General features: G+C 69.6%; 14 protein-coding genes and 1 pseudogene. 7 read left to right on the forward strand and 8 right to left on the reverse strand.

Features of this window, described 5'->3' with window-relative positions; translation table 11 throughout:
• The 3 genes and pseudogenes from FV223_RS08400 to FV223_RS08410 all read right to left on the reverse strand — a co-directional run.
• Window positions 1-442, reverse strand: a pseudogene (locus tag FV223_RS08400) (hypothetical protein); the annotation flags it as partial.
• A gap of 22 nt (window positions 443-464) precedes the next feature.
• Window positions 465-731, reverse strand: a complete 267-nt coding sequence (locus tag FV223_RS08405; protein ID WP_147726388.1) for a hypothetical protein — start codon at window positions 729-731, stop codon at window positions 465-467.
• A 159-nt stretch (window positions 732-890) separates the two neighbouring features.
• Window positions 891-1,085 (reverse strand): hypothetical protein, encoded by a 195-nt coding sequence (locus FV223_RS08410; protein WP_147726389.1) that lies wholly within the window; start codon window positions 1,083-1,085, stop codon window positions 891-893.
• A 550-nt stretch (window positions 1,086-1,635) separates the two neighbouring features.
• Here FV223_RS08410 and frc point away from each other — a divergent pair.
• Window positions 1,636-2,913, forward strand: a complete 1,278-nt coding sequence (gene frc / locus FV223_RS08415) for a formyl-CoA transferase (protein ID WP_147726390.1) — start codon at window positions 1,636-1,638, stop codon at window positions 2,911-2,913.
• 190 nt (window positions 2,914-3,103) lie between these two features.
• Window positions 3,104-4,036, forward strand: a complete 933-nt coding sequence (locus tag FV223_RS08420) for a methionyl-tRNA formyltransferase (RefSeq protein ID WP_147726391.1) — start codon at window positions 3,104-3,106, stop codon at window positions 4,034-4,036.
• Window positions 4,037-4,089: 53 nt separating this feature from the next.
• On the opposite strand, the gene FV223_RS08425 is transcribed toward FV223_RS08420, so the two are convergent.
• Both FV223_RS08425 and oxlT read right to left on the reverse strand, forming a co-directional pair.
• A complete protein-coding gene (locus FV223_RS08425) occupies window positions 4,090-4,740 on the reverse strand; it encodes a class II aldolase/adducin family protein (protein ID WP_147726392.1) in 651 nt (216 codons plus the stop codon).
• A 104-nt stretch (window positions 4,741-4,844) separates the two neighbouring features.
• The gene (gene oxlT / locus FV223_RS08430; protein ID WP_246689643.1) at window positions 4,845-6,110 is read right to left on the reverse strand and encodes an oxalate/formate MFS antiporter; all 1,266 of its coding nucleotides are present in this window, start codon (window positions 6,108-6,110) and stop codon (window positions 4,845-4,847) included.
• Between the two features lie 656 nt (window positions 6,111-6,766).
• On the opposite strand from oxlT, the gene FV223_RS08435 reads away from it, so the two are divergent.
• The 3 genes from FV223_RS08435 (at window position 6,767) to FV223_RS08440 (ending at window position 9,005) form a co-directional block, all read left to right on the forward strand.
• Window positions 6,767-7,459 carry a GntR family transcriptional regulator gene (locus FV223_RS08435; protein WP_147726394.1) on the forward strand — a complete coding sequence of 231 codons (693 nt, stop codon included), beginning with the start codon at window positions 6,767-6,769 and terminating at the stop codon, window positions 7,457-7,459.
• 159 nt (window positions 7,460-7,618) lie between these two features.
• Window positions 7,619-7,768 (forward strand): hypothetical protein, encoded by a 150-nt coding sequence (locus tag FV223_RS30200; RefSeq protein WP_187274712.1) that lies wholly within the window; start codon window positions 7,619-7,621, stop codon window positions 7,766-7,768.
• Between the two features lie 184 nt (window positions 7,769-7,952).
• The gene (locus tag FV223_RS08440) at window positions 7,953-9,005 is read left to right on the forward strand and encodes an HD domain-containing phosphohydrolase (RefSeq protein ID WP_246686441.1); all 1,053 of its coding nucleotides are present in this window, start codon (window positions 7,953-7,955) and stop codon (window positions 9,003-9,005) included.
• Here FV223_RS08440 and FV223_RS08445 read toward each other — a convergent pair whose 3' ends face one another.
• On the reverse strand, window positions 9,006-10,301 hold the full coding sequence (locus tag FV223_RS08445) for an MFS transporter (RefSeq protein WP_147726395.1): 1,296 nt from the start codon (window positions 10,299-10,301) through the stop codon (window positions 9,006-9,008).
• Between the two features lie 40 nt (window positions 10,302-10,341).
• Window positions 10,342-11,400 (reverse strand): helix-turn-helix domain-containing protein, encoded by a 1,059-nt coding sequence (locus tag FV223_RS08450; RefSeq protein WP_147726396.1) that lies wholly within the window; start codon window positions 11,398-11,400, stop codon window positions 10,342-10,344.
• A 252-nt stretch (window positions 11,401-11,652) separates the two neighbouring features.
• Between FV223_RS08450 and FV223_RS08455 the strand changes: the two genes are divergently transcribed.
• Window positions 11,653-11,868 carry a hypothetical protein gene (locus tag FV223_RS08455; RefSeq protein WP_147726397.1) on the forward strand — a complete coding sequence of 72 codons (216 nt, stop codon included), beginning with the start codon at window positions 11,653-11,655 and terminating at the stop codon, window positions 11,866-11,868.
• Window positions 11,869-11,992: 124 nt separating this feature from the next.
• A complete protein-coding gene (locus FV223_RS08460; protein WP_147726398.1) occupies window positions 11,993-12,496 on the forward strand; it encodes a CAP domain-containing protein in 504 nt (167 codons plus the stop codon).
• A 7-nt stretch (window positions 12,497-12,503) separates the two neighbouring features.
• On the opposite strand, the gene FV223_RS08465 is transcribed toward FV223_RS08460, so the two are convergent.
• The coding region (locus FV223_RS08465; RefSeq protein WP_147726399.1) for a right-handed parallel beta-helix repeat-containing protein at window positions 12,504-13,520 on the reverse strand (1,017 nt) is incomplete at its 5' end.

Genomic DNA, 13,520 nt, shown 5'->3' on the forward strand with positions numbered 1-13,520 from the left:
GCGCGAAAGCCGCGTCGAGTTCCGCGGCGATCCGGGCGCGCGCCTCGTCCGCCACGGCGCGAAGGGTCTCGGCGATCCGGTCCGCATGCGGCGCGATCGCGGTCGCGAGGATGTGGGCGACGATCGCGCGGAAGTTGACGCCGAGATCGCCGTAGGTCTCGCCGACGGGGACCGAGAGGTCGGCCATCACCCGGATCAGCAGCTCGTGCACGACGAGGCGATCCGGCCGGAAGGCGACGATCTCCGGCATCGGCAGGCCCGAGAAGGCGGAAAGCTCCATCGCCTCGGCGAGGGGCGTCGCGACGTTCTCGGGGCGGTACAGGGTCGTCAGCGGCAGGAAACGCCGCGGCAGCGTCGATTCGATGCCGGGATTCCACGGCCCGCGCCCGACGAGGCCGTCGTCCGGCAGGGCGTAGCCGGCCGGTGCCGCCGAAGCGCTCATCGCATCACGACGCGGGTCCGGCTCAGGCCGCCTCGGCCGGGGCCCGGAACAGGCTGGCGCAGCCGGAGCCGCGATGCATGCTCAGGATCGAGGCCCGGTCGATCTCGGGATGCGCCGCGAGCACGTGCCGGACGCAGTCCACGACCTTCTCGTACTGTGCCGCCTCGTAGTTCCGCTCGAGCGGACTGACGGCGATGTAGGTCTCGACCACCAGCACGCGCTCGGCGCGCTCCTGCGTGACCTCGACGGCGATCCAGGACGACTTGATGAGGCGGGAACTCGAAAGCATGGGCGTACCTCCGTTGGTCTTCGCTCGTTGATCGAGCGTCGTTTGACCGGGAGGATGAACCCGTATCCTGCCCGTGCCAAGTGCCTTGCTGGAAAGACAGGTGGGCGGCCGCGAACGTCGTCGGCCTGCGCGATGAATGCTGCGACGAGGGCCGCCAGATCAATCGAGCTCGCCGGCGGCCGAGATCGCCTGATCAAAGCCCGCCTGGTCGCCCAGCCATACGATCATCGACAACACGAGGCCGAGGCCGACGAGGTAGAGGATCGCGAACGCATCCCCGTTGCCCCGGCGCGTCGACAGCGCCAGCCAGGCGAACGGGAGCGATTGGATCGCCAAGGCGGCGGGAACATTCATCGTGTCGATCCGTCGGACGACGCAAGATGCCCTGCGCCGCCTGCGCCGACAACAACAATCGGCCCGCGTGAATGCGGAATTCGATCGATTTCGGGGGCGACATCTTGCGGTTGCACAAGTCGAGGCGGATCGTAAATTTGGTCGGCTCGCCCGATCGGCGGGCCCGGCATAGCGGAAATCGGGGCAACCGACGCCTTCGTTTGGCATATTGCATGCCATTCCATCTTCGGTCATCTTGCCGGCAACGGTCGACAAGGCCGACGTCGAGCAAGGCAACAGGGATGGAGCGTCGCAATGCCCCTCGGGCGTGATGAGGGCCTTCGGGCAGCCGCGGCCGGGCCTGCGCGCTCGGACGCCCCGCACCGGGTCGGCGCATGCGTGACCCTGCGGCAAGCCGGGCTTGGCCGGCACCGGACTTTTATTGACTTGACGATGCGCGAGCGCACCCGCCAGGCATGAGGCCTGACGGGATCGCGGCGCGACACCTTCGAAGCCGGGCGGCATCGCCGGCATCCCGATCCACCGAACTCGAGAAGATCAGAGACAGACCATGAGCAAGGCCCTGGAAGGCGTCAAAATCCTGGACTTCACCCACGTCCAGTCCGGCCCGACCTGCACGCAGCTGCTCGCGTGGTTCGGCGCCGACGTGATCAAGGTCGAGCGTCCCGGCGCCGGCGACGCGACCCGCGCCCAGCTCCAGGACCTGCCCGACGTGGACAGCCTGTATTTCACCATGCTGAACCACAACAAGCGCTCGATCACGCTCGATTCGAAGACGCCGAAGGGCAAGGAGGTGCTCTGGCGCCTGGTGAAGGAGTGCGACGTGCTCGTCGAGAACTTCGCCCCCGGCGCGCTCGCCCGCATGGGCCTGACCTGGGAGAAGATCCACGAGGCCAACCCGCGCATGATCCTCGCCTCGGTCAAGGGCTTCGGGCCGGGCCGCTACGAGGAATGCAAGGTCTACGAGAACGTCGCGCAATGCGCCGGCGGCTCGGCCTCCACCACCGGCTTCCGCGACGGCATCCCGATGGTGACCGGCGCCCAGATCGGCGATTCCGGCACCGGCCTGCATCTCGCGCTGGGCATCGTCACCGCCCTGTTCCACCGCACCGTCACCGGGCTCGGGCAGAAGGTCGACTGCGCGATGCAGGACAGCGTGCTCAACCTGTGCCGGGTCAAGCTGCGCGACCAGCAGCGCCTCGATCACGGCCCGCTCACGGAGTACAGCCAGTTCGGCGAGGGCATCCCGTTCGGCGACTCGACCCCGCGCGCCGGCAACGATTCCGGCGGCGGCCAGCCCGGCCGCATCCTCAAGTGCAAGGGCTGGGAGCACGATCCCAACGCGTACCTGTACTTCATCACCCAGGCCGCGGTCTGGGCGCCGATCTGCGACATCATCGGAGAGCCGGGCTGGAAGACCGATCCGGGCTACGCCACGCCCAAGGCGCGGCTGCCCCACCTGAACGAGATCTTCACGCGCATCGAAGCCTGGACGATGAAGCACGACAAGTTCGAGGCGATGGACATCCTCAACGAGTACGACATCCCCTGCGGCCCGATCCTGTCGATGAAGGAGATCGCCGCCGACGAGTCGCTGCGCAAGACCGGCACGATCGTCGAGGTCGAGCACCCGACGCGCGGCACCTACCTGACCGTCGGAAACCCGATCAAGCTGTCGGCGAGCCCGAGCGAGGTGACGCGCTCGCCGCTGCTGGGCGAGCACACCGACGAGATCCTGCGCAGCGTCCTCAAGTACACCGATGCCGAGGTCGACGAGATCGCCCATTCCGGCGCCGTCGGACGGATCGAGAAGATCGCGGCGGAGTAGGCCCGCGGATCGCATCCGACCATCGCGGCGGAAGCGGGCCAACCCGCCTCCGCCCGTCATCCCCGGGGCTGCGTCGCAGAGCCCGGGATGACGGCGAGCATCCCGGGGCGGCCGAGGTCGCCCGTGCATCCGGCATCCTCCTGGACGAACGGGTCGAGGCGGACCATCCCACCGAAACGACGAGGATCCCATGCGCATCGCCTTCATCGGTCAGCAGGATTTCGGCAAGGCGGTGCTGGAGGCCTTCCTGAAGCGCGGCGACACGGTGGCCGGCGTGTTCTGCGCGCCCGAGAAGGAGGGCGCCAAGCCCGACGTGCTCAAGACCGCGGCGCTCGAGCAGGGGCTGCAGGTGTTCCAGTTCCCGAGCCTGAAGAGCGCCGAGGCGGAGGCCGCGATGCGCGGGCTCGACGCGGAGATCGGCGTCATGGCCTACGTGCTGCAGTTCGCGCCGCAGGACTTCGTCACCATCCCGAAGCACGGCACGATCCAGTACCATCCCTCGCTGCTGCCGCGGTATCGCGGGCCGTCCTCGATCAACTGGCCGATCGCGAAGGGCGACACGAAGACCGGGCTGACGATCTTCCGCCCGACCGACGGCCTCGACGAGGGCCCGATCCTCCTGCAGAAGACCTGCGACATCGGCGCCGACGACACCCTCGGCGACGTCTACTTCAACAGCCTTTTCCCGATGGGCGTCGCGGCGATGCTGGAGGCGGCCGACCTCGTCGTCGCCGGCCGGCACATCGAGATCGACCAGGACGAGGACGCCGCGAGCTACGAGGGCTGGTTCCGCGCCCGCGAGGCGGCGATCAACTGGGGCGCCCACGCCAACCAGATCTACGACCTGATCCGCGCCGCCAACCCCGCGCCCGGCGCCTGGACCACGGTGAACGGCGCCAAGCTGCAGATCTTCGATGCCCGCCTGCACCCGGTGCGGACGCTCGGCGGCGTGAAGGGCAAGGTCGGCGAGGTGATCGCGATCGGCGACGACTCGATCCGCGTCACCGCGCAGGGCGGCCAGATCGAGATCTTCAAGGTGAAGCCCGAGGGCGGCAAGAAGGTCTCGGCGGTGGAGTTCGCGCAAGGCGGCGGCGTGAGCGTCGGCACGATCCTGGGCGGCTGAGCCTCGGAATGAGGACCCGAGCGCGCTGGCGATCGGCCGACGCGTCGATCGCGTCAGGCCGTCGGCCGAGGCCCGTAGCTCCTGAACTTCTCGATGTTGCGCGCGATCTCGTCGTCGGGCAGCACCACCGGCGTGCCGACCTGCAGCGCGATCGCGTATTGCCGACAAAGGGTCTCGATCTCGACCGCGAGCCACAACGCCTTGGCGAGGTCGGGGCCGGTGGCGATCATGCCGTGGTTGGCGAGCAGGCAGCCGTTGCGGTCCTCCAGCGCTTCGAGCGCCAGGCGCGAGAGCTCCTCGGTGCCGAAGGTGGCGTAGCCCGAGCAGCGGATCGTCGGGCCGCCCACGGCCGCGATCATGTAATGCACCGCCGGGATCGTCTGGCGGCACATGGCGAAGGCGGTGCCGTGGTCGGGATGCGCGTGCACCACCGCGTTCACCGCCGGCTTGTCCTGCAGGATGTCGCGATGGAAGCGCCATTCCGAGGACGGGCTCAGGGGATGGTTGAAGCTGCCGTCCATGCGGAGGAAGACCACGTCCTCCGGGGCCATCCGCCCGCTCGGGATGCCCGACGGCGTGATCAGCAGGCCGTCGCGCCAGCGCAGCGAGACGTTGCCCGAGGTTCCGCGGTTGAGGCCCTGCGCATCGAGGCCGCGCGCGGCCTCCACCACCGACGCCCGCGCCCTGGTCTCGTCGGCGTCCATCCGCAATCCTCCGGTTCCCCTCCCCCCGATATGCGCGAAGGCCCGGCACCGTAAAGACGGTGCCGGGCCTCGTCGCGTTCGGACCTGTCGGTGGGGTGGCGCCCTCAGGCGGCCACGACCCCGCGGGTGGTGGTGGTCTCGGGCGCGGCGAGCATCGCGTTGGCGACCACGCGCTTGCGCCAGGGCTTCAGCACCGCGATCGCGAGGATCGAGGCCAGGATGTTGGCGCCGGCGGCCATCAGGAACACGCCGTCCCAGCTGCCGGAGCTCTGCTGCAGGTAGTTCGCCGCCGGCACCAGCAGGGCCGCCGTGCCCTTGGCGGTATAGAGCAGGCCGGCATTGGTCGCCGCGAACTTCGAGCCGAAGGTGTCGGTGCAGGTCGAGGGGAAGAGCGAGTAAATCTCGCCCCAGGCGAAGAACACGAAGCCAGAGAGCAGCACGAACCACAGCGGATCGTGGCCCCAGAGGTAGAGCATGTAGATGCCGAACCCTTCCATTGCGAAGGCGATGAACATCGTGTTCTCGCGGCCGATCTTGTCCGAGACCCAGCCGAAGAACGGCCGCGTCAGCCCGTTGAGCACCCGGTCGATGGTCGCAGCGAAGGTGATCGCCACCATGGTCACGCCGAGGATCGTCACAGGGATCTTGTCGACGCCGATGTCGGCGGCGATCGGCTTCAGGTTGGCGGTGATCATCAGGCCGCCGGCGCCGACGATGACGAACATGAAGTACATCAGCCAGAAGATCGGTTGCCTCGCGACTTCGCCGGGCGCGTAGTTGCGCCGGGTCTGGATCACGTTGGCGTTCACGGCGGCCTCCGGCACCTGACCCTTCTTCGGCGAGACCAGGAAGAACGCCAGCAGGCAGACGACGAGGCCCTGGCCGAGACCGAACCACAGGAAGGCGGCCTGGAAACCGTTCTCGGCGATCATCCACTGGATCGGCGCCACGGTGAAGGCCGAGCCGGCGCCGAAGCCCGCGGCGGTGATGCCCGCGGCCAGGCCCCGCTTGTCCGGGAACCACTTGAGCGCGCTGCCGACGCAGGTGCCGTAGACCGCGCCCGCGCCGATGCCGGCGATGACCTGGCCGAGATAGAACATGTTGAGCGAGGTGGCGTAGGAGTTGATCACCCAGCCGATCCCGCAGAGCAGGCCGCCGAACAGCACGACCACGCGCGGGCCGTACTTGTCGACGAACCAGCCCTCGACCGGCACCAGCCAGGTCTCGAACAGCACGAACAGCGTGAACGCCCACTGGATGGCGGCGCGGTCGAAGCCGAACTTCTTCTGGATGTCGGGCACGAAGAACGTCCAGCCGTACTGGAGGTTCGCGATCATCACCATGCAGATCACGCCCAGCGCGAGCTGCATCCATCGATATCCGTCGGACACCCGTCCGATCGCCGGCCGTTCTTCGTGCATCATGTCATCCTCCCAGAGGTCTCGCGTAAGGCCGGTTGTCCGGCACGTGGCGTGTCGTCTGCGTTGACCGCAGCGTCGTCGTGTGGCGGCCGGCGTCCGAGCCGGCCGTCAGACGGCGCGCCATGGAACGCCGACGCCCTTCAATCCTCGATGTCGTCGCGCGAACACCGTCGTTCACGCGCGAACCGCAATGTCGGCATGATCCTGATGCCGCGTTCCGGCTTCCGATGCAGCTTCAATTGCACGGCTCATCTCGGAAAAACTTTTGGCACCGCAACAAGAAAAAGTCAGCGCCTCAGCCGGCCGATCTCTGGTCTACGGTATGCCAGAAATATCGTGCGTCATCCTCGCGGAACCTGTCAACGAGAGTGGAATAAAAATACAGAAATTTCGCCGGGATTACCAAGAAGGATCGGACGTGCACGCGGTCGCGTGGTGCTTTGACGATCCTGACGCCGAGCCGCCTTGGTCCCGCCCACGACGCGCCGAGCGGTGCCTGTGTGGAGCGCACGGGTGCCATCTAGGCTGGCGCCGAGGTTTGGGTTACTTCGGCGGTCGGTCGCGCGTCGAACACAAACCGAAGAACGCGGACCGACGGGTACGGCATGTCGAACTCCGAGTCGCTCAGCATCAAGCCGATCGTGGTCAGTTCGAGCCTGCGGACCTTGGCCTACGAGGCGTTGAAGACGTTCATCACCAACATGGACATCTACGGGCGCCCCGACGAGGTCCGTCTCGACGAGCGCAAGCTGTCGCAGGATCTGGGCGTCAGCCGGACGCCGGTGCGCGAGGCGCTGACGGTGCTGGAGCAGGAGGGCTTCGTCCGCTCCGAGGCCCGGCGCGGCGTGTTCGTGATCAAGAAGACCAAGAAAGAGATCGTCGGGATGATCCATGCCTGGGCGGCGCTCGAGAGCATGGCCGCCCGGCTCGCCTGCACCCGCGCCTCGGACGCCGAGCTGCGCTCGCTGCGCGAGGCCTTCCCCGAATTCTACGACGGCCGCCCGGCCGAGCACATCGACGAGTACTCCGACGCCAACATCCGCTTCCATCAGAAGATCATCTCGCTCGGGCAATGCGCGATGATCTCGGAGCTGTCGAGCAACCTGCTGATGCACGTGCGCGGCATCCGCAACACCGCCTTGCGCCAGGGCGACCGGGCAGAGAAGTCGATTCGCGAGCACGTCGCCATCATCGACGCGCTGGAGGCGCGCGACGTCGAGCTCGCCGAGCGGCTGGTTCGCGACCACGGCATCGGCCTCGCCGACCACGTCGACGCCTACGGCGCCTATCTCGACTGACCTCAAGGATCGTTCGGAGGCTCCGAGCCGGATCGGTGGAACATATCCGCCGAGCCTGAGCGCATGCGTGATTCGCATATTTGGCATGTGGCGTTTGGTATACCAGAATGCAGCGCAGCATGAGATCTATTGCGTCGCAACACGCAACCGGATCCCGCCATGCTGACCTCGTTCCTCGCCGTCTTCGCCGCCCTCGCCAGCGTGCAGGTGCTGCTCGTCGTGAAGCTTGCCGATTTCCTCACCGACGGCGCCGAGGCGCGCGGCGCCCGCGCGATCGACGCCGACGTCCACGGCGCGACGGTCGCCTGAATCGACGACGGGCGCATCCCGTGCGCCGGCGACCTGCGCACTCTGCCCGCTTACGGACGAGGTGAACGCCGACGCCGAATCGGGCATTAGCGTGGCGTCGCCGAAATATCCGGAAACGGTTCACTCACGAAGTTCGGTTTATCGTCAACGAAGCGTTGACGACGACAACCGAGGATTTCCGGCATTGGCTCAGGGCGCCCAGTTCCCGGCCGCGGAGGACGCCTTCGTCCTCCTGATCACCGATCATGCCGACCTGCGGCGCCCGCTGGCGCGCGGGATCGATCTGGTGATGCCGTGCCGCACGGCGGCCGCCTGGCCGCTCGGCGGCGGACGCCCCGCCCTGGTGGTGCTCGATCTCGCACCGCCGATCGCCGACGCCATCCTCGCCGAGACCCCCTGGATCCCGACGCTGGTGCTGCGCCGCGGCGGCCCGCAGCGTACCTCCTCCTCGCCGATCGTGAGAAGCCTGCCCGCGACGGCCGCGCGCGAGACGATCCTCGCCGGCGTCTTCGCGATGATCGAGGTCGGGGCGAACCGGACGCGGCGTCTCGAGGCGCGCAGCGCGGCCGCCACCGGGATCGTCACGGAGATCTTCGATTCGGCGGCGCTCGGAGCCGGGTTCCAGCAGGCCGAGATCGACCGCGGCACCGACCTCGTCCTCGCGGCGGTGTCCGAGGCCGGGATCGGCGACTGGCTCGCCACCGTCTGGCGGCACGATGCCGGCGTCTACCAGCATACGCTCGGCGTGGCCGGCTACGCTGCGGCGTTCGGCGCGCTGGTCGGCCTGTCGCGTGCCGACCAGCATCGCCTCACCAAGGCCGCGCTGCTGCACGACATCGGCAAGGCGCGCATCCCGGTCGAGATCCTGAACAAGCCCGGCCGCCTGACGCCGGAGGAGATGCGCCTGATGCGGCGGCACCCGGAGATCGGCGCCGGGCTGCTGGTCGCGCAGGGTGGTTTCGAGCCGGAGATCGTCGAGGTGGTGCGCCACCATCACGAGAAGATGGACGGCACCGGTTATCCGGCCGGCCTGCAGGACGGCGCGATCACCGATCTCGTGCGCATCGTCGCGATCTGCGACGTGTTCTCGGCCCTGACCGAGCGCAGGACCTACCGCGATCCGATCGCGGCGCCCGAGGCGCTGGCGACGATGGACAGGATGAAGGGCCATCTCGACGGCGCGCTGATGCGGGCCTTCGCGCCCGTGGCGCTCGGCCGGGCGATGGCCGCCGCCTGATCAGGCCCGCCGGCGCCGCCGGCCGGAATCCCGCCGGGCCGCCATCAGGGCGAAGACGACGCCGAGGCTTCCGACCACCGCGTACAGCGCGACGAACGCCCGCCCGATCCCGTCGGTGCCGAACACCCGGTCGTTCAGGAGGCCGAGCAGCGCCGGCCCTGCGCCCAGAGCCACGAGGGTCACGAAGGCGATGAACACGCCGCTGACCCGGCCCCGCAACGCGACCGGCGTCAGGAACTGGATGCCGGCCAACCCCGGGGGGCTGCAGAAGCCGAGGGCAACGACGAGGGCGGCGAACCCCGCCAGGGACGGCCCGAGGCCCGGCGCCAGAGCCATCGTCGCGGTGGCGGGGAGCGCGAAGAGGAGGCCGAGGCCCAGCATCAGCGGCGCGGCCCGCGGATTGGTGCGCCGGACCCGGTCGAGCACGATCCCGCCGACGACGTGCCCGATCGGTGCGGTGACCAGAACCACGAGACCGAGGACCAGGCCGCTCTCGGCCGGCGTGACGCCGTGGGTGCGCACGTAGAAGGTCGGCGCCCAAGCCGTCAGCGTCTGGCCCATCAGGATCGCGGCGGTCGCCGCCGCGGCATGCGGCAGGTAGGCGCCGCGCCGGCGGATCATCCATCCGACGACGCGCGACCATTTCGGGCGGGCGACCGGCACGACGGGCTGCGAAGGTTCGGCGATGCGCCAGATGAGGGCCAACAGCACGAGGTTCGGCAGGGCCGCCAGCACGAACAGGGCCTGCCAGGGTGCCAGCGTGCCGAACCCGGGGATCGCGATCCCGGCGCGTCCCGAGAGCCAGCCGAGGGTCGCGCCGCCGACGAGGAAGGCGAGACTTCGCCCGAGCGTCCCGCCGGCGGTCAGGAGCGAGATGCCGCGCCCGAGCTGCGCGCGCTCGATCCTGACCGCCAGGAGGGACAGGGCCGCCGGGGTGATCCCCGACTGCCCGAGCCCGAGGAGCACGCGGCTCGCGAACAGCGCGGCGAAGGAACCGGATAGCCCGCAGGCGATCGTCGCGATCGTCCAGGTGAGGAGGGATGCCAGCAGCACCATCCGCCGGTGCCCGCGATCGGCGATCGCGCCGAACCCGGGCAGCGCCCCTGCGTAGAGCAGCGCGAAGGCTGAGCCCTGGAGCAGGCCGATCTCGGCGTCGCTCAGCATCAGGTCGTGCTTGAGCGGCGTGGCGATGACCGTGATCAGGAAGCGGTCGCTGAAGGCGAAGAGCTGCGTCGAGGCCAGGAGCAGCGTCAGCGGCCGGCCCGAACGTCCTCCGCTGCGATCCGCGGTCGGCAAGGGGGCGGGCGAACGGACGGATCTGTGCGGGACGCCCGGATCAGTAGAGTTCACAAAGCCACGCGGCGAGCTGCGACCGGTCTTCGGCGATCCTCGCCCGGGAGGCGCGCGCCCGCTGCAGGTCGGCACGGAACTGGCCCGGCGGTTGCCCGAATGCCGCGTGGAACGCGCGGTTGCAATGACTTTCGCTGCCGAAGCCGCAGGCGAAGGCCAGGGCCGCGATCGAGCGGGTCTCGGTCGGCCGCCTCAGGCAGGCGCGCAGGCTCTCGAGCCGCCGAAGCCGCAGAACGTTCGCGACGCCGCCCTCGCCCGAGAACGAGCGATACAGGATGCTGCGGGAGACGCCGATCCCGCGCGCGATCGTCTCGGCGTCGAGGGCCGGGTCCGACAGGCGCGCGGCGATGAAGGCCTCGGCGCGCTCGCGCCTGAGACGCATCGACTGCTCGTCCATGTCCGCGTCGAGGCCGGCGACGGACCGGTCGCCCAGCGCCCCCGCCAACAGCATCGCGAGCGCACGCCCCGCCCCGGCCGCGGCCTGCGGGTCGATCGCGGCCCCCCTGCGCGCGAGCGAGACCATCAGGTCCGCGAGCAATCCGGCGGATGCTTCCGGAAGCACCGCGCCGTGGAAGGCACGGAACGCACGCAGCGGACCCTCGACCTGATCGCGCGCGAGCGCGATGGTGACGACATGCGCGTGCTCGGCCCGGCTCGATTGCGGTCGCGTCGTATCGAACAGCAGGATCTCGCCCGGCGCGACCCGCCCCTCGTCGCCGGGCACACCGCCCCACAGCATGCCGGCGAGCAGGAGATGGAGGTTGACGTGATCGAAGCCGTCGCGGCGCACCCGCGTCGCGTCGCGGCTGTGCACCAAGCCGTGCAGGAACCGATCGAACACCACCATGCGCGGGAAGCGATGGGCCTGGAAGCGGGCGTAGAACCGCTCGCCCGCCAAGGCCACGTTGGAGCCGTGGGCATACAGATCGTGATAGGCGCCGAACCCGTCGGGGGCGTCAGGCTCCTGCGCAGCGAAGGTGAAGGATTGCAGCGTCACGGTTCGGCCGGCGATGATGTTCGACGCGCGGGCCGAGTCGATGTTCATTATTCATCGTACGAAGGCAGGTGCAAGGTCCGGCCGAGTCGCGGCAGTGCGGGCACGTCGACCGACCAGCCGCGATTAACTGGGCCGAATACCGGGTTCCGTCGTGATGCGGCGTCCGCATGGAGCGGGGCCGGCCTTCGGAGATGCAGCGGTCTCGTGCCGGGGTGCGTTGGATCGGCGCATCGACGGCCACCGTCTCGGTGCTAGCGTCGTCGCTGCGCGCCGTAGGGCAGCGGCTCCCGGAGGATCGCGATGACCGGCGTGTTCTTTCTGTACTTCACCGCATGCATGGCGAGCGCTCCCGAGACCTGCGAGGCGCGCCGCATGCCGCTCGACGTCGCCACGCCGCGCGCCTGCCAGCACGTCGCGCAACCGCAGCTCGCCCGTTGGGTCGGCGAGCATCCGGAATACCGGATCACCGGCTGGCGCTGCGGGGCTCCGCTGCGCGATCCCGGCACACGGATCTGAGGCTGGGCGTGGCGTCGCGGGCACAGGCGTCCGCTCTTGCGTCGTGCGGGCGGCCGCGCGCCCCGGTTTCGCCGCATCGGCCGGGCCAAGGCGACGGCCCGTCCCGCCAGCGAACCCTTTTCCGATGACCCACCGCGCCAGCCGCCACCGCAACGCCTTCGCCGGCCTGGGCCTCCTCGCCCTCGCGCTCTCCGCCTGCGGGACGCCGACGATCCTCGAGAGTCCGGGCCCGGTGAGCCCCGTGATCCTCGACGAGACCGCTGCCGCCGCCGCGATCTCGCGATACCGGGCGCAGCACGGGCTCGGACCGGTGACGGTCGACGCGGGGCTGGTCACGGCGGCGGCGTTCCAGGCCGGCAACAACGCCCGCACCGGCCAGCTCAGCCACGAGGCCGGCGGCAGCTTCACGTCGCGGATGGCGTCGGCCGGGCTCGGCCGCACCTGGTCGGCCGAGAACCTCAGCGCCGGCTCCGAGACCTTCGATCAGGTGCTGGCCCGCTGGAAGGCCTCGCCCGAGCACAACAAGAACATGCTAATCCCGCAGATCCGCCGGATCGGCATCGCCCGCGTCGACGCGCCCGGCACCCGCTACAAGCGCTTCTGGGCGCTCGTGATGGCCGGCGGCTGAGGCCGGATCACTCGCTCGTGTTCGGCTCGACGACGTTGCCGGTGCCGCCGTCGGCATCGTCGCGGCTGCTGCCGAACGGGTAGCCGGCATCCTGGCCGCAATAGAGCCGCCATCCGCCGCGGGAATTGACGACGATCGCCGTCGACCCGAACAGGCCGCCGCCGCCGGTGAAGACGTTGCCGGTGATCACGTTGTCCGACGGGCTCTGGTGGCGGACTGTGCCGCCCTCCCCGCAATTGCGGTAGAGCCGCACGCCGCCCTGCCCGTGCTGGGCGATGCGGTTTCCGATGATGCGGTTGCGCGCCGAGCCGTCGACGGCGATGGCCTCGCGCCCGATCGCGACGTCGATGGTGTTGTTGGCGATCACGTTGTCCGCGCTCTCTGCGTCGAGGTAGATCGCGTCCGCGCCCGAGCGCCCGTTCAGGGTGGAGCCCTGGAGGGTGAAACGGGTGACCCCGGGGGCGAGGTAGATCGGGATGTGCCCGAGCGCGGTGATCGTCGAATCGCGGATCGCGACCTGCGTCGGCGCGGCGGCCTGTGCCCGCTCGGTATGGCCGAGGCTGTGCGAGGACGCCTTCACCGCGAGCCCCTGGCCGTTGAGGCCCATGCCCCAGACGCGGATGTGGCCGAGGATGCGGCAGTTGCGCAGGGTCACGCCGCTCGGCCGCGACCAGATCCCCCCCGCTCCGGTCGGCGCGCGCGAGCGGATCTCGACCGCGAGCTCCGCGAGCGTCGGCGCCGGCTCGGTCCGGCCGATCGTCGCGCCGCCGCAGTCGATCTCCGTGCCCGAGGCCTCCGCCCCCTCGATCACGACCCGGCGCAGGACGTGGTCGCCGGGGCTCAAGCCGATCGAGCACGCGAGGCTGACGGCCTCGTCGCCGGGGCTCGGAGGCGACAGCAGGCGGATGCGGATCGGGCCGCCGGTGTCGCAGAAGCAGGTGAGGTTGGCCGCGAGCGCCATCGTCAGGAGCGGCGGCCACTGAATCCATTCGTTGGCCAGCAGCACGATCGCGAAGGCGAAGGC

Source organism: Methylobacterium sp. WL116 (genome assembly GCF_008039455.1).
In the GTDB taxonomy this organism is placed as follows: Bacteria; Pseudomonadota; Alphaproteobacteria; order Rhizobiales; family Beijerinckiaceae; genus Methylobacterium.

Coding starts and splice junctions, on each gene's coding strand:
- FV223_RS08450 (WP_147726396.1), bottom strand. CDS start 11,400: ATGAACATCGACTCGGCCCGCGCGTCGAACATCATCGCCGGCCGAACC.
- oxlT (WP_246689643.1), bottom strand. CDS start 6,110: ATGCAGCTCGCGCTGGGCGTGATCTGCATGGTGATGATCGCGAACCTC.
- FV223_RS08420 (WP_147726391.1), top strand. CDS start 3,104: ATGCGCATCGCCTTCATCGGTCAGCAGGATTTCGGCAAGGCGGTGCTG.
- FV223_RS08410 (WP_147726389.1), bottom strand. CDS start 1,085: ATGAATGTTCCCGCCGCCTTGGCGATCCAATCGCTCCCGTTCGCCTGG.
- FV223_RS08435 (WP_147726394.1), top strand. CDS start 6,767: ATGTCGAACTCCGAGTCGCTCAGCATCAAGCCGATCGTGGTCAGTTCG.
- frc (WP_147726390.1), top strand. CDS start 1,636: ATGAGCAAGGCCCTGGAAGGCGTCAAAATCCTGGACTTCACCCACGTC.
- FV223_RS08425 (WP_147726392.1), bottom strand. CDS start 4,740: ATGGACGCCGACGAGACCAGGGCGCGGGCGTCGGTGGTGGAGGCCGCG.
- FV223_RS08405 (WP_147726388.1), bottom strand. CDS start 731: ATGCTTTCGAGTTCCCGCCTCATCAAGTCGTCCTGGATCGCCGTCGAG.
- FV223_RS08460 (WP_147726398.1), top strand. CDS start 11,993: ATGACCCACCGCGCCAGCCGCCACCGCAACGCCTTCGCCGGCCTGGGC.
- FV223_RS08455 (WP_147726397.1), top strand. CDS start 11,653: ATGACCGGCGTGTTCTTTCTGTACTTCACCGCATGCATGGCGAGCGCT.
- FV223_RS30200 (WP_187274712.1), top strand. CDS start 7,619: ATGCTGACCTCGTTCCTCGCCGTCTTCGCCGCCCTCGCCAGCGTGCAG.